The 20909-nt window shown below is 67.4% G+C and carries 12 protein-coding genes; 10 read left to right on the top strand and 2 right to left on the bottom strand.

Features of this window, described 5'->3' with window-relative positions:
• Nucleotide 1: 1 nt before the first annotated feature.
• The 10 genes from ACN0WF_RS13960 (at nucleotide 2) to ACN0WF_RS14005 (ending at nucleotide 18719) form a co-directional block, all read left to right on the top strand.
• Nucleotides 2-700 (top strand): hypothetical protein, encoded by a 699-nt coding sequence (locus ACN0WF_RS13960; protein WP_417773378.1) that lies wholly within the window; start codon nucleotides 2-4, stop codon nucleotides 698-700.
• Nucleotides 694-3006 (top strand): hypothetical protein, encoded by a 2313-nt coding sequence (locus ACN0WF_RS13965; protein ID WP_417773379.1) that lies wholly within the window; start codon nucleotides 694-696, stop codon nucleotides 3004-3006. Before ACN0WF_RS13960 ends, ACN0WF_RS13965 begins: the two co-directional genes overlap by 7 nt.
• Before the next feature lie 38 nt (nucleotides 3007-3044).
• A complete protein-coding gene (locus tag ACN0WF_RS13970) occupies nucleotides 3045-3935 on the top strand; it encodes a hypothetical protein (RefSeq protein ID WP_417773380.1) in 891 nt (296 codons plus the stop codon).
• A complete protein-coding gene (locus tag ACN0WF_RS13975) occupies nucleotides 3932-4846 on the top strand; it encodes a hypothetical protein (RefSeq protein WP_417773381.1) in 915 nt (304 codons plus the stop codon). Before ACN0WF_RS13970 ends, ACN0WF_RS13975 begins: the two co-directional genes overlap by 4 nt.
• A gap of 125 nt (nucleotides 4847-4971) precedes the next feature.
• Nucleotides 4972-6231 (top strand): efflux RND transporter periplasmic adaptor subunit, encoded by a 1260-nt coding sequence (locus ACN0WF_RS13980; protein WP_417773382.1) that lies wholly within the window; start codon nucleotides 4972-4974, stop codon nucleotides 6229-6231.
• Nucleotides 6232-6238: 7 nt separating this feature from the next.
• Nucleotides 6239-6973, top strand: coding sequence for an ABC transporter ATP-binding protein (locus tag ACN0WF_RS13985; protein WP_417773383.1), 735 nt, complete (start codon nucleotides 6239-6241; stop codon nucleotides 6971-6973).
• A gap of 44 nt (nucleotides 6974-7017) precedes the next feature.
• Nucleotides 7018-9327, top strand: a complete 2310-nt coding sequence (locus tag ACN0WF_RS13990) for a hypothetical protein (protein ID WP_417773384.1) — start codon at nucleotides 7018-7020, stop codon at nucleotides 9325-9327.
• Nucleotides 9321-10124 (top strand): ChaN family lipoprotein, encoded by an 804-nt coding sequence (locus ACN0WF_RS13995; protein ID WP_417773385.1) that lies wholly within the window; start codon nucleotides 9321-9323, stop codon nucleotides 10122-10124. Before ACN0WF_RS13990 ends, ACN0WF_RS13995 begins: the two co-directional genes overlap by 7 nt.
• Before the next feature lie 180 nt (nucleotides 10125-10304).
• On the top strand, nucleotides 10305-10760 hold the full coding sequence (locus ACN0WF_RS14000) for a YaiI/YqxD family protein (RefSeq protein ID WP_417773386.1): 456 nt from the start codon (nucleotides 10305-10307) through the stop codon (nucleotides 10758-10760).
• A 204-nt stretch (nucleotides 10761-10964) separates the two neighbouring features.
• Nucleotides 10965-18719: a hypothetical protein gene (locus ACN0WF_RS14005; RefSeq protein WP_417773387.1), complete on the top strand. Its 7755-nt coding sequence runs from the start codon at nucleotides 10965-10967 to the stop codon at nucleotides 18717-18719.
• A gap of 15 nt (nucleotides 18720-18734) precedes the next feature.
• Here ACN0WF_RS14005 and ACN0WF_RS14010 read toward each other — a convergent pair whose 3' ends face one another.
• Together ACN0WF_RS14010 and ACN0WF_RS14015 are read right to left on the bottom strand one after the other, a co-directional pair.
• Entirely contained in the window at nucleotides 18735-19628 is an 894-nt protein-coding gene (locus tag ACN0WF_RS14010; protein ID WP_417773388.1) for a hydroxymethylglutaryl-CoA lyase, read from the bottom strand.
• Entirely contained in the window at nucleotides 19625-20902 is a 1278-nt protein-coding gene (locus tag ACN0WF_RS14015; RefSeq protein ID WP_417773389.1) for a hydroxymethylglutaryl-CoA reductase, degradative, read from the bottom strand. Before ACN0WF_RS14015 ends, ACN0WF_RS14010 begins: the two co-directional genes overlap by 4 nt.
• Nucleotides 20903-20909: the final 7 nt, after the last annotated feature.

Genomic DNA, 20909 nt, shown 5'->3' on the forward strand with positions numbered 1-20909 from the left:
GATGGCCGCCACGCCTGCCCGCACAGCTGCCAATGACCCGACGACCCTGCAATGCGTCATTTCCGGCGTCTTTGGTCATCGGGTTCTGGACGAGTTGAGAGCCCAGGGGCTGCGTATCGAGCCTGTCGTGGATCTTGACGCGGAGGCGGGGCTTGAGCCGCTGCAGGTGACTGACACTCTTGCGGTTCTGGATTTCGACCGACCCGACAGCATGGCGAGCCTGTGGGACAGGCTGGCCGGCTCCGGCTGCCGGCTGCATCTGATCGCCTTGTTCGCAGACACGCTCATGGTCGGGCCGCATTTCCGCGCCGACCTGCCGGGCTGCCCCGACTGTTTCGCCAGGCGGCGCCTGTCCACTGCCACCCTCGACGATGCGGGGCGGCTGGAAAAGCTCGACAGGGCGTTCCTGTGCCGCGCGCCATCCGCGCGGCCGGGCTTTCCACCCTATCTTGCCGCCCTTGCCGCCCAGGCCTTCGCCGCGCGCCTGCACCAGCCAGAGGAGGACTGCCGGGGACGCTTCCTGCGCTTTCTCTCCGATGGGAGCTTCCTTGAGGATGGCATGGTCCTGGCGCTCCACGGCTGCCGCTGCCGCCGCGAGACGGCAGCTTCCGGTCGTCGAACCAACCGCCACCTCGGCGAAATGCTGAACCTTGGCCCTGCTGCCCCGGCAACGGATACGTTGAAGGAACCGCTATGCTGAATGTCGAGCGCAGTCACGCCCGGGAGCTTGCCGCGCAGCGGGTTCGCGATCCCGAATTGCTGCGGCTCGCGCCGTTGGCGCCCTATTTTCCACCGGATTTCGCAATCCTGCCCTTTGGGCCAGCGCGATTGGCGATCCTGTGCGGCAATCGCCGCGAGGTGCTGAGCAGCACCATCCCGCTCGACCTGGTGAAGCGCATACTGGGCCTGTGCGACGGCACGCGCGCACGGGAAGAGATCGCCACTGCCGTGGCGGTGGAGTTCGGCGGTCTCGACGAAGCAGCGAGGAATGTCGACGAACTGGTCGCGTTGCTGGACCGCAATGGGGTGCTGCAGGATGGATCGCCCGGCCCGCAAGGGGGTGTCCATTTGCGCGATCCGGAGACGGAGCGGTTCTGGGAGCAGGTCTGCGGTGCTGACAGTGTTCACCGTTCGAGGCGGGCGCTGCGCGAGGCCTTTGATCGGTTCCGGGTCCGGGTGTCCGGGCCGGAGCATCTGCGCCAGGCAGCGGAGCGTGCGGTGCGCGGGGCCGGCCTGGAGCTGGACGGGGCGGGTGCCTGCAACGGCAGTGTCCACGATGTCAGCCTGGTGCTCTACGATGATCCCGCCGGCCTGCAACTGTCGAACGAGGATACCAGGCCCGGCGCGCTGACGCTCTTTGCCGGAAGCGATCGGGACAGTTTCAGGCTCGGACCGCTGGTTCCGGCCGAGACCGCGAGCGCCGTGGCCAAATGGCTTTCCGGGGCCTGGCTGGCAAGCGGGCGTCCGGTGCTCAGCGGTCATCCGATGAAGGAAATGTGGGCGACGATCACTGCCGCCAGGCTGTTCCGGCTCGCCTGCGGTCTGGAACGGGGCCGGAAGTTCAATGCCGTCGAGATCTTCAGCCGGTGCGCGACCCACGAGGAGTTGCTCCGGCGCGCCGTCCTGGTGTCGCCCTATGTGGCGGTGGAGGCGGGTTCGTCTGCGCCAAACGAGGCGCTGCTGGTGGCGGCGGCGCAGTCGGGCATCGAGGAGCCGTTCAGCCGCCACCTGAGCTCGCGCACCTATCTGATGCACTACGCAACCAAGAACCGGAAGTTGGCGAGCGGGCCGGCTCCGGCCTTTTTCGGTGCCCCGGCATTCTTCTTGCCCGAAGCGGTGGTTGAGCGGCAGGGCACCTTGTCTGAACGCCTGTCGCTGGCGTGCAAATGGGCCTTCGGGCTGGATGGCGGCCGACGCATAACGCCCTCCGGCGGCGACCTGCGCTCGGCTGAGCTTCTGGTCAACCTGCCGTGCGCCACCGATCTTCCCGCCGGCCTCTACCGGTACCGCGACACCGACCATGCGCTGGAGAGGCTCGGGGAGGTGCGGGCAAGCAATGAAACAGGGTTGAGCGAGAGCGAGCCGTCTTTCCTGATCGTGTCACGGCTGCGGCGGGTGGCGCGCAAGTACCAGGATGCGGCCTACAAGATCTGCGGGCTCGATGCGGGCGTCTGTGCCGCCGTGCTCATGCAGGTCGGAGCAAGGCTCGGGATGCCTCTGACGGTTCGGACCGATCTGGATATGCGGCCGATCGAAAGGCTCCTGCCGCTTTCCTTCGTCGATGATCGCTATCTGCTTTCGGCATGCCTGACATCCGGAACATCGGTCGCAAGCGAAGGTCCCGGCGCAGAGCCGGTGTTCGGGCCGGACCCTGCCGCCCTGTCGGAGCAGCGGGCGTTGCTGTGGGTTGCTGCGCTGGGCCGGAGGCCGCTGGCCCCGTCGCAACCGCGCGCGGTTCCGGGGGAGCCGCAGGCATCGTTGGGTGGGCTGGCCGATCTCGGCGCGACGCTGTCGGCACGCCGGGCGGTGCGACTGCTGCCGCCTGATGCCCTCCCGTGCGACACGATCCTGGAGTTGCTCGCGGAAGCCGAGACGGGTGTGGCGCGGTACGTGCCGGGGCTCGCCCGCCACATCCGCATTGTCGCCGTCGATCGGGCACGGGGGCGCGTCTTCAATCGCGGAGCGGGACTGGCGGGCTGGAGGCCGGGGGCACGGGATGCGCGGATCTTCTGGCAAGGCGTACCCGACATGGCTCCGGCCATGTTGGTCGGCGGACTGGAAATGGGCCCTCTTGCCAGTGCCCATGGCGCGGCCGGGTACCGTAATGCGTTGCAGGCCCTCGGCGCTGGCCTGCACCTCGCCTGGCTTGGCGCCTGCGCCCGTGGGCTGCAAGGAACGCTTCTCGGCGGCGTCTTCAACGAGGGGATGAACGCCTGCCTGCCCGCAGATAGCTGGCGGATCGCCCCGATTGCCGGGCTGGCATTCGGAGAGGCCGCGCCGTCATGAGGCCGCCGTCCGTCCCAACCGCCACCGAGGCCCCTCCGATGCTGGTCCGATCCGGAGGCAGGCTGTTCATCATTCCACGCCTGCCCATGCCCTATGTCCGCGTGAGCGGCCCCCTGTCGCGGGCCGTCGTCGCGCTGCTGGGAGGCCGAAAGCGCGATGTTGTGCTCAAGGAACTGGTGGTGTCGGGCGAACCCGCAGCCGAGGCGGTGCTCTCCGCCGCGGAAGCCCTGATCGCCCGTCATTCGCTGGCGGACCTGGGCGCGCGCGCGCCGGCGAGCCCGGCAGGGCATCTCGTCACGGCGCTCGGCGGTGCCCTGACAATGGCCTCGGCCATCTTGTGCATCTCCTTCCTGGCGGCGCAATCCGCCGCTCCCCTGGACAGTGGCGGTTTCCCGCTTTCGGTCGCCACGCTTGGCTGGCTGCTGCTTGCGGTGCCCTGCCTTGTGCTGCTGCACGAACTCGCACATCTGCTTGTTGCGCGCCTTTTCGGTGTCGCGCCGTCGGCGGTCGGGTTTGATCGCGGCAAGACGGGACTGCCGATGCCCTGGCTCGATCTGCGGGAGGCATGGGACCTGGCGCCGCGCGACCACGCGCTTATCCATCTGGCCGGGCCGGCTTGCGATCTTGTCCTGACGGGGCTGGCGGTCCTGGTGCTCTGGGCCATGCCCGCTCCGATCGCCCCGCTTCAGGCGGTGGCGCTCGCCGGCGCTCTGTTTTTGATGGCCAACCTCAACCCGTTCGGGCGCAGCGACCTTGTCAGCGCCTGCCGCGCCGCTCTTGGCGACCCGGATTACGGACCTTGCCGCTGGCAGGGCGTGGGCCTTTTCGGACCGCCGGGCCTGAAACGGATGACGCGGGTCTACGTCCTGCTTCTGGCTGTACTGCCGGTTCTCCTGTGTCTCGTCTTCCTGGGAAAGATCCTGCGATGAAACCATTTGTCCGTATCGCGCTCGGCCTCCTCATTTTCGTTTCGCCTTCCGCCTGGGCGCAGCAGCCCGTGGCGATACCAGGTCCGAGCGATCTGCCCGCCTGGTCTGCCAGGGCACCGGAGATGGATGTCGAGACCGTTGGTTTCCTGCGCATCGCGGTGGACGACCTGCCGGCCACCGAGCGCTGGCTGAGCGAGGAAATGGGGTTCAGCCCCTGGCCGCTGGGGCAGCGGGCGAGCGGAGAGGAGAGCATCATGGTGATGCTGTCCTCAGGCCAGAGCGTCGAGTTCTTCAGCCGGCGGCCGTTTTACGAACAACTGGAGATGAAGGCGGCGAGGACGGTTGGGCTTGCCTTCTATGTTCCGAGCATTGCCACCGCGATGATGTCCCTTGCCGGTACCGGAGTGCCGACGACCGAGGTCATTTCCCTGCATGCCGGCGGCGAGCCGACCTATCCACGAATACTCGATCTGCTGTTCATCCGCTCGTTCGAGTTTCCCTTGTGGAACTTCAGTTTCGCCGAGCGGAACGCTGCAGGCATCGAGAAGGTCCGGCAGGACTATCCCCAGTATGATGACCGCAAGTGGCAGGACCATCCCAATGGCGTCACGGGGATTTCAGAAGTCTGGTTCGGGGTTCGCGACCTTGAGGGCAGCGAACGGGCGTTGGCCGCGCTGGCGCTGGTTCCGGACGAGGCGCGGAGCGCGCCCGGGGAGCGGGTCTATGCCCTTGACGGGATGGTGCTTCGCCTTGTCTCGGCCGAACATCGCGAACGGGGGGAGGAGATCGCGCGTCGGATCGCAGGCGGTGGTGAGGGGGCTTTCCACCTGGTCTTCAGCTCTTCCGGAGGCGCGGTCGAGCCAGGCGCGCGGGCAATCCCGGAGAGTGAGCTTCTGCTGGAGGTGCAATGAGCTCTCCCGGCGCACCCCGCCCCCATCCATTCGTGCACCCAGGAGCGGGGGGCGGGCGGAACGATGGCGCCGGTGGCAACGCGGCGCCGGCGGAAACTCCTGTCACGCAACGGCGCCTTGAGTCGATGGACCGCCCGCTGAAGCGGATTTGGTGGCGGCGCCCGCTCGGTTTGGTGGCCGCCATCGTTGCTGCCATCGCCGTGATGGCCATGGCGGCGACACAGGTCGACTGGTCCGATGACCGGGTGATCCGCCTGGCAGGCGACGAGGTGGTTCTCGACCGCGTCAGGCGAGGGGCATTCCAGCCGGTGCTGCATGCCACCGGACTGGTCAAGCCGCGCACCTCCGTTGCATTGCAAAACAGCATCTCGGGGCGGGTCGACGCGGTGCATGTGAAGCCGGGCGACCGGGTCGGAGCCGGCAAGCTCCTGTTCGAGCTATCGAACCCGGAAACGGAAATGAGCTTCTTCAATCTTGAGGTGCAGGTGGCCGAGCAATTGAACGCGCTGACGCAGCGCGAACAAAGCCTCGAGCGCGGCCGCCAGGAGGACGAACTGGAGGTTCTGCGGCTGACCAAAGAGATTGGCGAGATCAAGATCGAGCTGGAGCGCCGCCGCCAGTTGCTGATGAGAGGCCACGACAAGCCCTCCGAGGTGAAGGGTCTGATGCGGCAGGAAACCTATCTCGATACGGTTCTGGAGAAGCGGCTTGTGATGCTGAAATCGCGGATCGGGTGGCAAACCGATCAGATCCTGCAGGCCAAGACGCTGTCGGGCAACCTGATGCGCAATCTCGAGACGGCGCGGGACTCGCTCGACGCGCTGAACATCCGGGCGACGATGGATGGAACCCTCTCCGATTTCAGTGTCAAGCGGGGCGAGGTGGTGGAGCGCGGCAGCAACCTCGTCACCCTGTTCGAGCTCGGCACGCCGATCATCGAGGCGGAGGTCGACGAGATCTATCTGGACCGCCTCTCGGTGGGGGACGAGGCAAGCTGGAGAGACGCAGAGGGTGCCTGGCGGGCCTTGCGGGTGCGCCGGATCCTGCCCGAGGTGATCGACGGCAAGATCACCCTGGAAATGGACTTCGTCGAGGCACCGCCGGAGGGGCTCGTCCACGGCCAGCGGCTGGACATCCAAATCCGCACACGGGCGCTTGCCGACGACGTGCTCATCGTCGCGAATGGCGGGTTCCTCGCCCAGACCGGCGGCAACTGGATCTTCGCGCTGGACGAAGCGACGGGCCGTGCGCGCAAGGTGCCGGTCGAGATCCTGGCCACCACCCGCGAAGAGGTCGCGCTAAAGACTGGCCCCCAACCAGGGAGTGTGGTCGTCGTCTCATCCTATCTCGGCTTCGTCGAGGCCGAATATCTCAAGATCGAGTAGGCCGGTCATGCACATCGAGCTCCACGGCGTTACCAGGCGGTTCCGCAGCCGCGATGTAGAGACAACTGCGCTGAACGCGCTGTCGCTGGCGATCCCCTCGGGCCGGCTCACCACGGTGATCGGGCCGTCGGGGTGTGGCAAGACGACAATGCTGGCGATCATGGGGCTGCTGGACGCCCCCGACGAGGGGGAGGTGCGGTTCGATGGCGAATGTGTGTCGCGTCTGAGCGCGCGTCGAAGGTTGGCGCTGCGGCGGGAAAAGGTCTCCTTCATCTTCCAGTCCCTGAACCTGATAGAGGAAATCTCGGTCACCGAGAACGTGGCCCTGCCGGCGCGCTACATGTCGCTGCCGGCACGCGAATGCCGGGAGCGGGCCGAACAGGCGCTGGAGGATCTCGGCCTTGGCTTTCGCGCCGGACATTTCCCCTTTCAGCTGTCGGGCGGGCAAAGGCAACGTGTTGCGATTGCCCGCGCTCTGGCGATGCGCTCGGACGTTATTCTCGCCGACGAGCCGACCGGCAATCTCGACCGGGAAAGCAGCGCCGGCGTGCTGGAGGCGCTGCTCGCCTGCCGCGCGCGCGGCACGACGGTCATTCTCGTCACCCATGATCCGGACATTGCCGAACTCGGCGACTTTGTCGTCGAAATGCAGGGCGGGCATGTCACACTGGAGCGGGCTGGAGAGCTGGGCGAGAGACGGGCCGCACCCTCGGAGCGCTGGGTCCGGGCAATCGGGACATGAGGCAAGGCGCCGGCCGGGTTCCTGTACCGGAGGTTCCAGGCAAGATGATTGGAGACGGGCCGCGCGCGGCGGCGGCGGACATCCTCGTCCTGCGGCTTGCTCCCTTGCCGGCGGAAACACTCGAGGACCTGGTCTCGACCGGCTTCCGACAGGCGTTGGACGCCGTGCAGGCGGCGCAGGCCGACTGGGAGACGCAGCGCACCGTCGTGCTTGCTGCCGGAGACAAAACGGCAATTCGCTCGACTTCCCGACAGCTTCGCAGGACGCTCGTCGCCGGCACGTTCCGGAGGGTTCCGGTTCTTGTGCGTCAAGAGCCGGGACCCGGTGCGGACCTGACGGAGCTTGCCGCTGCCGCACAGCGTCTCTCGAACGCGTTCGACCTGCTCGAGGATGGGTACGGTGCAGAGGTGGACAGGATATTGGCCGCGCTTGCCGGGCTGGCCGGGGAGGAGCGGACACGGTGGATCTTTGACGAGGTACGGGAGCGGCTCGCCCGGTTTGCACGCTGCCTGGGAGATATGGACGAAAAGCCGGGCCGCAGGGTCAAGGCAGCGATGCGGCTTTTTCGCTATCTCGCACGTGTCTCACAAAAGACCAGCCCGTTTCAGCGCTACATGGGGGTCGGCCTCTGCCGAGACGGCTCCTCCGGCGGACCGGGACCGATCCGCTTCGACCTGCAGGCGAGCGAGAGCCTCGCGCAGGAGTGGGCCGCGGTGTTGCGCAGGAACCATGCGGGGATGCTGGCCCCGGCGGAACTCGAGTTGGCCGGGGCATTTGCACCTGGTACGGACCGGTTTCACGTCGAACTCCGCAGTCTGTCACAGGCACGTGGCTCGCTCTGGGAAAGCGTCCAGCCGAGGAGTTTCCGTCTGCGCCCGCCGATAGATCGGGTCTTTCGGGATCTGGCGTCGCGGCGCTTCCGCGTGGAGGAACTTGCCGAAACCTGCGCGAGGCATGGCGTGGCGCGGGAGCAGGCGGCGGAGCTTGCCCAGAGCCTGATAGACAAGGGGTTGGTGCGGCTTTGCCTGCCGGAGGTGAGCGAGGCGGCGGTGGCGCTGTCAGGCGAGCCCGATCCGTCCCTGATGGCGCGGCTTGAGGCTGATCCGCTTCTGCGGGGCGTACCTCGGCTTCATCGCGACTGCTGGGTGCGCTTCCGGCGGGAGCCGCACTACGATATCGCCGGAATCCGGGATCGGGTCTGCCGGACCATCGCGGACCTTTCCATGCCCTCGCCCGAGCATCGGCTGCTGCGCGACCTCTTCCTTGCGGTGAAACCGCCGCAAGCCGGCTCGATGCCACTTTCGCATTTCGCCGGAGAGATCGAACGGGCCATGCCCGGGCTGGTGGCGCGGCTGTCGGATCCGGCGCTGGCGCGGCGGCTCTCCACCGAGACGCTCGGGCCTGGCAGCGGCCACCATGCGTTTTGTGCCCATGTCCAGCCGTTCCGGGAGGATGGCGCGCTGCGGCTCGCCCTGAACGGCACCTTCAACGAGCCGGTCTGGCTGCTTGCCCGCTATAGCCACGGCGGCAGCGGCGAGGCGGAAACCCTGCGCCGTCATCTGCGCGCCTGGCTGGCTCGGCAGACAGAGCTGACGGGTGAGCGGTTCGCCGGACTGTCCAGAGGCAGCGACGTCAACAGTCTGCAGCGACACCGGGGTCTGGTCGACCGCTACCTGGAGGGGTTCTCTCCTCCCGGCGGCAACACTCCGCTGTTGCACACCGGGGAGTGCCATGTGTCGCTTGCGCCGCAGGGACAGCGTCTGATCGTTCGCGACGGCTCGGGGAGCCTGCTGCGTTTCCTCAACCTCGGCAGCGTGCTCGCCACGCCCGCCTGGGGGCTGCACTACTGGTTGATTCATCTGACCAGTCCGCTCACCGTCGCGCGGCCGGATCCAGGTGCGGGCTTCGTCGGCGACGAAGAGGGGCGCCAGCGGCATCGACCGCGCGAATATCACGGCGACTGCGTCCTCTTCCGCGAGACCTGGTATGAAACCTCGCAGGACCTTCTCGATGCGGTCTGGGAGGGGCCAGGCGGAGCCCATCTGCCCTCGGTCGATGTCATGGTGCGGCTGGGGCGGTATTTCCGCGCGCGCGGCATGCCCGAGCAGGTGTTCGTCAGCCGCAAGCCGGGCATGGATTGGCATGCGAGCAACTCGATGGCCAACCGGCACCGCAAGCCGCAATGGATCGACGTCGCCAATCCGGTCTGCGTCGCGCTGTTGCGCCGGATTCTGCGCGAAAGCCGGACGGTCGTGTTCCAGGAGGTGCTGCCGGGACCGCAAGACCGCCTCGTCTCGGCAGGCGGCGGGACGCATGTGGTGGAGCTGCATCTGGAGGCGAGCCTGACATGGTAAGCGTGAGGAGGGGAGTGGCGCGGATCGCGGCGGCAGTCTTCGTGCTTGCCGGGCTGGATGCGCCGGGCGTGGCGGATCAGTGGGATGCGGATGTGGTGATCCTCGGCGAGGTCCACGACAATCGGGAAGCACATCTTCGTCAGGCGCGGATGATCGAAAAGCTCCGGCCGATGACGATGGTGTTCGAAATGCTGTCTGCGGAGGCGGCGCAGCGCGCCTCGCAGGCGGATCGCTCCGATCCGGCTGCAATCGCCTTGGCGACACAGTGGGACATGACCGACTGGCCAGCCTTCGAACTCTACGCACCGATCTTCATGGCCGGTCGCTCGGCCCGGATTGAAGGTGGTGGCGTTTCGCGTGAGGACGCGCGCCGGGCAATTTTCTCCAGCGCCTTTCGGGTGTTCGGGCCCGACGGCCGGCGCTTCGGCCTTGATCGCCCGCTGCCTCGCAAGGAGCAGGCGGCGCGCGAGACGCTCAAGGCGAAAGTGCATTGCGGCGCGATGCCCGCGGCTCTGATGCGCGGCTTCGTCGAAGCGCAACGGCTGCGCGACGCGGCACTGGCGCGGGCCGTGCTGGCCGCACTGGAGGCGCATGGGCCGCCGGTGGCGTTGATCGCGGGGCACGGGCATGCCCGCAAGGATTGGGGGGTTCCCCGCCTGATCGCTCTGGCCGCGCCGGAGGTGAAGGTCCATTCCATCGCCTATGTCGAAACGCAGAGCGATGCTCCGTTCGATGAGACGGTGCTTGTGCCTGCGACGCAACGCGATGACCCCTGCGTCCAGCTCAGACAGAGATGAAAGGTCGTACGAAAGCCCGTTGATCCAGTTTCTTGGGACACGACATGCCGTTAGGGGGCATTGCTGTGTACGGCGAGTATCCGCAGCCGCGTTTCCTCATGTATAAGGACCGCGTCCTTCGATACGCCACGAGCGGCATCGAGCTTCTGGAATGCTGTAGCCAATACTGGAACTTGAAAATTGACCACACTCTATGTCGATGCTGACGCGTGCCCGGTTAAGTCCGAAGTGGAGCGTGTGGCAACACGGCTGGGCATTCCGGTTGTGCTTGTCTGCAATGGCGGAATACGGCCTTCAAGCAACCCGCTTGTCTCGCTTCGCATCGTCGCTGAGGGGCCGGATGTGGCGGACCAGTGGATTGCCGCGCATTGCGGTCCCGGCGATGTCGTGATCACTGCGGATATCCCGCTTGCGGATCGCTGCCTGAAGGCCGGGTCGCATGTCTTGCAGCACGACGGGCAGATCTTGAGCCTCGCCAACATCGGCGAGCGGCTCGCAACCCGGGATCTGATGCAGGACATTCGCGCCGCGAACCCGTTCCACCAGGGCGGCGGCCGGGCCTTTTCAAAGGCCGACCGGTCTCGGTTCCTGCAAGCCCTGGACAGGTTGGCCAAACTCGCTTTGCGCCAGGGGTAAGGGAACGGTCCGGCGTTTCGCTGATACTTTCAGGTCAGGCTGTCTGCCTTCGTTCGAGCGCCTCCTTCCCTATGTTATCGCTGGTCCGCTCGCGCTTGCGCGCGGGCAGGAGGGTGGTCTGCCGTCCGGCTCTGGCAAAGGCATGGACAGGCGGGGCGGAATCAAGAAAAATCAAGGGATATTCAAATATCGAAGGATGTCCCGATGGCAGGACCTGCGCGACGCCGATTGACGTTTGACCGGCTGGCGCTCGGAACTTCCATTGCTGCAATCCTTGTCTCAAGTGCCGCCTGGGCCGATGCGACCACGCTGCCGGCCTGCGACATGCAGGGCGGAGCAAGCCCGCTGCACATTGCCCGAGATGGCGGGGACGGCGCCGACGGGCATGGCACGGTCCTTCCCAGGGCCGGTGCGCGTGGCGGGGCCGTTTCATGCCGGGTGGAACCGGCGTCGGGCGGCGAACTCGTCCCGACCCTTGTCAGTTCCAACGGTGGCACCGGGGGCAATGGCGACGAGTTCAACGCTGGCATCGTGGTCGTTGGAGCGCCCGGCGGGGCCGGCGGCGGCGGCGGGACGATCAATCTCGCAATCGATGGAACCCTCGACAGCAATCAGTTTGGGTATGGCGTGGGAGCGGTCGGCGGTATCGGCGGCAATGGCGGTCTGTCGTTCAAGAGCAGGCTCGCGACCGGCGGGACGGGTGGCGCGGGTGGCGATGGCGGCGATGTGACGCTGACCCACGGCGGCACGCTGACGGTCAGCGGTGATGGCAGCTCCGCGCTCGAGGCAACCAGCACGGGGCGCATTGGCGGTCTCGGGGGCGGAAGCGTCAGCGATGTGGTGGTCGGAGCGTGGCAGGGGGTCGCCGGCGGCTTTGGCGGCGCCGGCGGCGACGGTGGTGCGGCGGCCATCGTCAACACCGGAGATATCGTGATCGGCAATGGCGCCTATGTCGGGGTGCGGGTGCGCAGCATCGGCGGCGACGGCAACACGGGGGGGATGTCCGCCAAGGGGCTCCTGGATACCGTGAAAACCGGCGCCAAGGGGGGCGATGGCGGCCATGGCGGGGTGGCCTCGGTCACGAATTCAGGCTCGATCAAGACCGATGAAATAAGGGTAACGGCGATCCTCGCACAGACCTCGGGAGGAAATGGCGGCGCTGGCGGCGGGGGCATCGGCGGTGTTGGTGGCAAGGGGGGCGACGGCGGTACCGTCAACGTCACCAACAGCGGTTCGATCCTGACCACGAGGATGCTTTCCGACGGCGTTTTTGCGCAATCGGTCGCAGGGCGGGGCGGCTCCGGTGGCGAGAGCGCCGCCGGCGGAGGCGGTGGGGATGGCGGGGCCATTTCTGTCACCAACTCGGGCACGATCACGACCCAAGGCTATTTCTCCACCGCGATCTACGGGATCAGCGTTGCCGGCGGCGGTCAGGATGGCGGCGATGGCAAGGGCGAGATCGCGGTTGGCGGTAGCGGTGGGGCCGGCGGCAGGGGCGGCAACGTCATCGTCAACATGACCGGCACGTCCCTTGGCGCGGGAGACCGCAGCGTCCACACCTCGGGGGCATTCGCCAACGGCATTCACCTGATTTCCGTCGGCGGCGGCGGAGGGCGCGGCGGCAACGCGGTGGCAACGGGCGTTTTCTCGGCGGTGGCCATCGGTGGCAAGGGCGGCGCGGCAGGCGATGGTGGCGCGGTCACGGTGCATCTTGGCAAGGCCGCCAGCATCTTGACCGAAGGCGACCTTGCCAATGCGATCATCGTCCAGTCGATCGGCGGTGGCGGCGGATCGGGCGGCAGCGCCAGGGCACAGGCCTATTTCTCCTCCGTCGCGGTGGGCGGCTCCGGCGGCACCGGGGGAAATGGCGGCACTCTGGATGTCACGCTCGGCGATCAGGCGAGCATCGCGACGCGCGGGCATCACGCCTCGGCCATCATCGCGCAGTCGATTGGCGGCGGTGGCGGCTCGGGCGGTCAGGCACATGCCTCTTCCTCCGCGCCGATCCTGGCCACATCCGTGTCCATGGGCGGCAAGGGGGCCTCCGGCGGCGATGGCGGCGCGATCACGATTGATCTCGGCGCCGGCTCGTCGATCACGACGGGCACCGAGAACACCGCCAACGCCGGGTTGATCGATGGGGCCGGCACCCATTCTGTCGGTGTTCTGGCCCAGTCGGTCGGCGGCGGTGGCGGCAATGGCGGTTCGGCGGGGTCCTCGTCCGTCTCCTACGGTGACGGCGTTTCGTTCTCCGCCTCGGTCGCCATTGGCGGCTCGGGGGGAACCGGCGGCAACGGCGGCAGGATCACCGGCATCGCCGACGGCGGGGTGACCACCTACGATGCGAATTCCGACGCCATCGTCCTGCAGTCCGTGGGCGGCGGCGGCGGCAACGGTGGCGGTGCGCATGCGTTCAGCCTGAGCGTGGGAAGCGATGTCGACAGCATTTCGGCAAGCGTCGCCATCGGTGGTCACGGAGGGCACGGCGGTGACGGCGAGACCGTAACGCTGAGCAGTGCCGGCGCGATCCGCACCGAAGGCGAGAATTCCGACGGCATCGTCCTGCAGTCCATCGGTGGCGGCGGTGGCAATGGCGGATCCGCGCTTGCCTTCAGCGCCGGCGTCAGCATCGGACCGACGCTGAACGCCTCGGTCGCCATCGGCGGCTCCGGCGGCACGGGCGGGATCGGCCGGGCAGTTACCTTCAAGGGGTCGGGCAGTGTGATGACGCTTGGCAGAAATTCTGCCGGCGTTCTGGCCCAGTCCATCGGCGGTGGCGGTGGCAACGGCGGCTCCGCGACGACGGTGAGCGTTTCCGCCTCGACGCAACAGTCCATCACGCTCGGAGCCTCCGTGGGCGGCGGCGGCGGCAGCGGCGGTCACGGGGATGCCGTCACCATCGACGGCGTCGGGGTGATCTCGACGACGGGTGAGAACTCCATAGGCGTGATCGCCCAGTCGGTCGGTGGCGGCGGCGGCAACGGCGGCAATGCCTCTGCCGTGACCTTATCGGCGTCCTCCGAGGGATCGTTCTCTGCACCGGTCTCCGTGGGCGGGCGCGGGGGCGATGGCGGCAACGGTGGCGCTGTCTCGCTGACCACCAAAGGCGGCAGCGTGACCACGGCGGGTGCGAATTCCGCCGGCATGCTCATCCAGTCGATTGGCGGCGGCGGCGGCAACGCCGGCACGGCCACGAGCGTCAACGCCAGCATCACCGCAGGGCCGGACGCCAAGAGCATCACGACCCCTGTTGCAGTTGGCGGCAAGGGAGGTCCGGGCGGCACGGCGGGAGAGATCGATATCGCCTCGGCGACGGCAATCGCCACGAGCGGCGACATGTCGACCGGTCTGATCGCTCAGTCCATCGCCGGCGGCGGCGGCAACGGCGGCGCGGCGATCACCGCAAATGTGACGATCTCTGATGCGGCCCGCGGATCCCTCGGGGGCGGCGCGGCTGTGGGTGGCGACGGCGGCAATGGGCACAAGGGCGGAACGGTCGATCTCGCCAGTTCCGGTGCGATCACGACCGATGGCGACATCTCCCACGGCATTCTCGTCCAGTCTGTGGGCGGTGGTGGCGGCAATGGCGGCGCTGCCTCGACGATCGCCTTCACCCTTTCGGCGCCTGCCGATCTGGAGAAAAAGAACAACGCCATCAACCTTGAAACGTCGATTGGTGGGACTGGCGGCGGTGGAAATCACGGTGGCAAGGTTATCGCCGCCAATACCGCATCCATCCGCACCAACGGCAATCACTCGACCGGCATGTTGATCCAGTCGGTCGGCGGTGGCGGTGGCGCGGGCGGCAACGTCGCTTCCGTCTCCGGCGCGGCGGGAAAGTCCGTCACCAACATTGGCGTCGACATCGGCGGCAAGGGGGGAGCGGGGGGCGATGGCGGCGATATCTCGGCGAAGAACACCGGGACCATCGCGACCGTTGGGAACAATGCGTTCGGCGTTCTGCTTCAGTCGGTCGGCGGCGGGGGCGGCTTCGGCGGCAATTCGGCCCGGCTTGCGGCCGGCGCTGGATCCAAGGTCAAGAACCTCAACGCTGTCATCGGCGGCGACGGTGGTTCGGGCGGCAACGGCGGCAGTTCCGGCGAGGCGAAGCAGGTCTTCACAAATTCCGGCACCGTTGCAACGCAGGGCCATCGCTCGGCGGCGGTTGTCGTGCAGTCCATTGGCGGCGGCGGCGGTGCGGGGGGCGACATCATCACCCGAACCGCAAGCCTGGGGGCGAAAAATACCGATCACGGCAAGCGCTCCGTCACCAGCGGCACGACGACCACGACCGTGGGCGGCGCTGGCGGCAATGGTGGCAACGGACTGGCCGTTTCCATCTTCAACAGTGGCAGTGCCTACACCTCCGGCGCCAATGCGCACGGCCTTGTCGGCCAGTCGCTCGGCGGTGGCGGCGGGATGCATGGGCTGGTTGACACGTTCGATCTCAAGAACGCGACTGATGGCGGCGACAGTGGGGCATCCGCTCCCTCGCCGCCGAACGTCAAGGCGGTGGTCACGCGCGAGATTGCGCGAAAGATCTTCGGCGGCGCGGAGACAGGCGCCGAGGGAAATGGTGGCAGCGTCGATATCGGCGCTGCGGCCGGCAGCGTTGCCTCGACCACCGGCGCCGTGTCTCACGCGATACTGGCCCAGTCCATCGGCGGCGGTGGTGGCGATATCGGGCACGTGGAGGCCTTGAGCCTGCGGGTGGGAGAGACGGCTCCGGCCAGCGAGAGCGCCGGCACTGAAAGCTCGACCTATGACTTCACCGTACAGCTCGGATCGAAGGATCACGCGCTGGCCAGCGCGTCTGGCAGGAGTTCGGTTACGCTCTCTGGCGGTGCCATGGCGATGACGGCCGGCGTCGGATCGCGCGGGGTGCTTGCCCAGTCGATCTCGGGTGGCGGCGGAACCTTCGCCACGGTTCTCGACAGCACCCATATCGCTGGCGACGTGCCGACCGCGACATTCGACGTCACCCTGGGCGGAGAGCAGGGATACGGCGGTCATCCGGCCCGCAGCGGTGAGGCGAAGGTGACACTTCAGCCGTCGAGCGGCAATGCCGCGCGCGTGGTCACGGGCGGCGATCTTTCGCATGGCATCGTTGCGCAATCGGTCTCCTCCGGTGGCGGAAGCGCTGGGGTGGTCGTCTCCGACGCGCTTGCCGTCGCCAGCCAGAGCATCACTGCCAGGCTTGGCGGAAGCGGCGCGGCGGAGGGAGCTGGCGGTCGCGCGACGGTTGCCGTCACCGGCTCTGTCGTCACCGGCGGAGCGGGCTCCTTTGGCGTTCTGGCGCAGTCCGTCGGCAGTGGCGGCGGCGAGTTCCTTGCCGATCTGGCCAAGAGCGACAGCGCGACATTGCGCCTTGATTTCGGGACACAGACGGCAGGCTACGCGGCTGCGGGCGAGGTCGAGGCCGGGCTGACAGGCACGATCTCGACCGCCGGCGATCTGTCGCACGCCATCGTGGCGCAATCGATTGGCGGAGGTGGCGGCATCGCGGGTGTCCTTGCGGATGGCATCGCCACGGTCGATCTTCATTCGACATTCGGCAAGACGACGACCGCGGGCGGCAATGGTGGAACCGCGATGGTCGCGCTGATCGGAGGGACGATCACCACGGGCGGAGACTTTGCCTATGGCGTTCTGGCGCAATCGATCGGTGGCGGTGGCGGGCTGTTGTCCCTCGACGCGGGGGGCGGTCCGGTCACACTCGATCTGGACCTTCAGGCAAGCGGCGGCGGGGGCGGAGGCGCGGTTTCCGTCTCACTGGACGCAGCCAGCGCGATCAGCACGACGGGCCGCCATGCGCACGCAATCTTCGCCCAGTCCGCCGGCAATGGTGGCGGGTTGGTCACGGTCAACGGCAAGGTTGCCGGAGTCCCGACGATACATGTCGGGGCGAGCGGGGCAAGCGGCGCGGTATCTGTGACGTCTCATGGCGACATCCGCACGAGCGGCGACTATTCGGACGGCATCTTCGCCTATTCCGCAAGTGGCGCGGCGCTGGTTCTGGAAAGTGATGACGGCGAGCGGGTGCTCAACGGATATGAAACCGGCGCGCAGTCCGGCCAGGTGAGTGTCACGCAAAGCGGCACGGTCTCGGTTTCCGGCGCTCATGCCTCGGGCATCTATGCGCTGGCGCGACGCTCGGACGGGCTTGGCATCTCGCTCGATGTCTCGGGCAAGGTGATCGCCTCGGGCGAGGGCGGTGCCGGCATCCGCGCGATCAACGGCATGGCGACAACATCGGGCGGCACGACGCTTTCCACGAAGGTTGATATCCGAAAGGGTGCCTTCGTGCTTGCGCGGGACACGGACACGGCGACCAGCGCTGTCCTGATCGGCGACGAGCGCTCGAAGTTCCAGCTCAACATCGATGGCACCGTCGCCGCGGTCGGTGCCGACGGCTCCAAGATCGCGACCTACGGCGGCAAGCAGCGCGCCATCAGTGCCAATGGCCGGGGCGAGATCGTGATCGGGACGAGCGGAGGCGTCGAAGGCACCATCGAGGCGACAGCCGGCAATATCTCCGTGCTCAACAGGGGCGTGCTCGACGGGTCGCTCCTTGGCATCGGCCTCTACACGACGGAGCAGGGCAGTCGCCACTTCCTGGAGATCGATCCGGGCGCCGGCACGTCGGCCTATATCTCCGCGCTTGCCGTGACACGCAACGGCGGCACGCTCAATCCCTATCTCTCGTCCTTCGGCAAGCTGGCGAATGCCGTCGAGATCGTCGACAGTTTCGGCGCGGGCGCGCTTGCCGGGCATGTCGCCAACACCCCGGTGCTGACATTCCAGACAACAAGCGATGCCGACAGCATCAAGATCACCGGCGTGAACGCCAGCTTCGGGCGCACAATGCTCTCCGGCAACGCGGCGGCGGTCGCCATTGCCGTGGATCCGCTGGTCGAGAGCTGGATGAGCGGCGCCGCCGTCGGTGTCGGCGACGACCGGCTCTATGCGTTCCTGCTCGGCGCGGCCAATACGCCGAGCCTGGAAGGCTTGTCGCAGACGCTGACGGAACACCTCGACGCCTCGCAGGACTACAGTCTGGCGCTGGACCAGCATACGGCTGCCATTTCGCACATCGACAACCTGCACAGTTGCGGCACCCAGTACGGGCCCTGGGCGGCCTTGCGCGAAGATGAATGCACCTGGGCGAAGGCAAGCCATCGTTACACCGACAATTTCGCGGCGCACACCACTGCGCGTCTTTCAGGGTTCTCGTTCGGCCGGCAGGCCGCAATTGCCGAGAACTGGCGGCTCGGGCTGGCCGCGGGCTTCAACGTCAGCGACAGCAGCGGCCGGGGCATCTCAAGCGAGGGGTACGGGGTTCACGCCGGCGGCGTGCTCAAGTACACGCAAGGGCCGTGGCTTGCGACCGCAGCGCTGTCCGCGTCCTACTCGTGGGGCGACTCCAGCCGGTTCGTGCCGATCTCGGGGGACACCGCGCAGGCGAGGCTTCGCGCTGCAGGCGTTTCGGGGCGTGTGCGTCTGGCACATGAACTGGACTTCGGCAGGGTCTTTGCGATCCCCACGCTCGATCTCGACATGTCCTGGATCCACGACTTCGGCTACACGGAGCGGGACGCCGGCAGTCTCGGCCTGGCGGTCGATCCCCACGACATGTTCCTTGCCGACCTGCATCCGCAGCTTCGCGTGGGAACGGATCTCCGGTTCGACGGTGATCTTGTGGTGCGCCCGTACCTTGAGGCAGGTGTTGCCTTCGCGCTCGACGACGGGCACCGGCTGACGCAGTCCTTTGCAAACGGGGCGTTGTCGGGTGTGAAGTTCTCCGTTTTCTCCGATCGCGAGAAGGTGCGGGGAACCATTGCCGCCGGCGTCAGCCTGCTACAGGGCGAGCGTTTCGAGGCCAAGCTGCGCTACGACGGCAGCTTCGGCGAGGAAAGTCGCTCTCACGCGGCGAGCTTCAAGGTCGGCCTGCATTTCTAAAGGAATGGCCGCGGCTCAGGCGCCGCGGTGGGCCTTGTAGACGCGGCTCACCGGAGCAATGCCGAGGTCGGTCTCGCAATAGGCGACCGCGTCGAGCAGCCGCTCCATCGACAGGCCGGTCTCGTAGCCCTCGCCCGCGAGCATGTAGAGGACGTCTTCGGTTGCGACGTTGCCGGTCGCGCCGGGCGCGAAGGGGCAGCCGCCCAGTCCGCCGGCCGCCGCATCGACGGTGCGGATGCCGAGGCGTACCGCCTCCAGCACGTTGACGACGCCCATGCCATAGGTGTCGTGGAAATGCGCGGCCATGTGCGACATGGGGACATGCGCGGCGACCGCCTCGACAACGGCTGCGATCCGACGCGGCGTGGCGCGGCCCAGCGTCTCGCCGAGCGCGATCTCGCCGCAGCCCATTCCGTAAAGCGCCCGCGCCACGGACGCGACCGCATCGGGCCGGATCTCGCCCGCATAGGGACAGTCCGTGATCGTGGAGATGTAGCCGCGCACGAAGACACCCGCCGCGCGCGCCGTTGCAACAAGGGGGGCGAAACGTTCGAGCGAGGCGTCCACCGTGCGGCCGATGTTCTTCTGAGCGAAGGCGTCGCTCGCGGCGGTGAACACGGCGATGGCACGGGCGCCGTTTTCCAGCGCCTGGTCGAGCCCGCGCCGGTTGGCGACGAGCACCATGTCGCCTGCCTGTTCGCGCGAGCCGGCCGCGGCCATCACCTCGGCGGTGTCGGCCATGCGCGGCACCCGGTCCGGGGCGACGAAGGCACCGACCTCGATGCGCGTGGCACCGGCCGCGCGCAGCCGCTCGACCAGACCGATACGCGCCTCGGTCGCGATTGGCTCGCGCCAGGCCTGGAGGCCGTCCCTGGGGGCGACCTCCACGATTTCGACCTGTTGGCTCACTTGCCGCCCCGAAGACGGGCAAGGATCTCCTCGGCGAGGTCCTGACGAACCTTCCCGAGCGCCTTGAGCTCGCTCGCCACCTGGTCGATCTCCGCGCCGATGGCGCCGACCATCAGGGCGACGTTCTGGGCGTGAAGTGCCATGTGACCCTTCTGGATCCCGGTCGTGGCAAGCGCGCGCATGGCCGCGAAGTTCTGCGCAAGGCCGATGGAGACGATGATGCGAGCGAGCGCGTCCGCGGTCTTCACGCCAAGGATTTCAAGGTTGGCCTGGGCGGTCGGGTGGACCTTGGTCGCACCACCGATCAGGCCGACGGCCATCGGCATTTCGAGAATGCCGACCAGATTGCCGTCCGCGTCGGCCTCCCAGCGTGACATGGAGCGATAGTGACCGTCCTTCGCCGCGAAGGCATGGGCGCCGGCCTCGATGGCGCGGGTGTCATTGCCGGTGGCGAGAACCACGGCGCTGACGCCGTTCATGATGCCCTTGTTGTGGGTCGCAGCGCGATAGGGATCGGCATCGGCGAAATGGAAGGCGGAGAGCATGTCGTCGCGGACCTGCGCGCCGCCGATCTCTCCGAGCGGCCACACGGCGCGGGCACGCACCAGGCGCCGGTCGGCGAGGTTGGTCAGGATGCGCAGCAGGCTGCGGGCGCCGGTCCATTCGACGAGCCTGGGGGCAAGTGCCTCGGCCATGCTGTTGACGGCGTTGGCGCCCATGGCGTCGCGCGTGTCGACAATGATGTGGACAATGGTCATCGGACCTTCGTCGGTCTCGATGACGCGAATGTCGAGATCGCGGAAGCCGCCGCCGAACTTGACCAGAAGCGGATCGGTCTCGTCGCAGATGGCGCGGATCTCGTCCATGCGCTCATAGACCTTGAGGCGGACGTTCTCCGGATCGCTGGCGCCGAGAAGCTGGATCTGGGCGGCCATCACCGGGCCGCTGCTGGAGGTCTTGAAGCCACCGGTCGGGCGGCAGCGCTTGGCGGCGTTGCAGACGGCGGCGACGACGGAGGATTCTTCCGTCGCCATCGGCACGAGCATCTCGCGCCCGTCGACGATCATGTTGGTGGCGATGCCCACGGGAATGGACATGGCGGAGATGGCATTCTCGACCAGTCGGTCGGCCAGCTCGATCTGTCCGTCGGCGGCCGCCGAAAGGCTGGCGATGGCCGCGTTGCCGAGCTCCGCCTGTTGCGCCACGGCCTGGAGGCGGGCCTCCGGCGCCATCTTGTGGAGGCCTTCAATACGAGACGATCTGACGTCGCTCATCGTGTGT

This window comes from Stappia sp. (genome assembly GCF_048268045.1).
Taxonomy (GTDB): domain Bacteria; phylum Pseudomonadota; class Alphaproteobacteria; order Rhizobiales; family Stappiaceae; genus Stappia.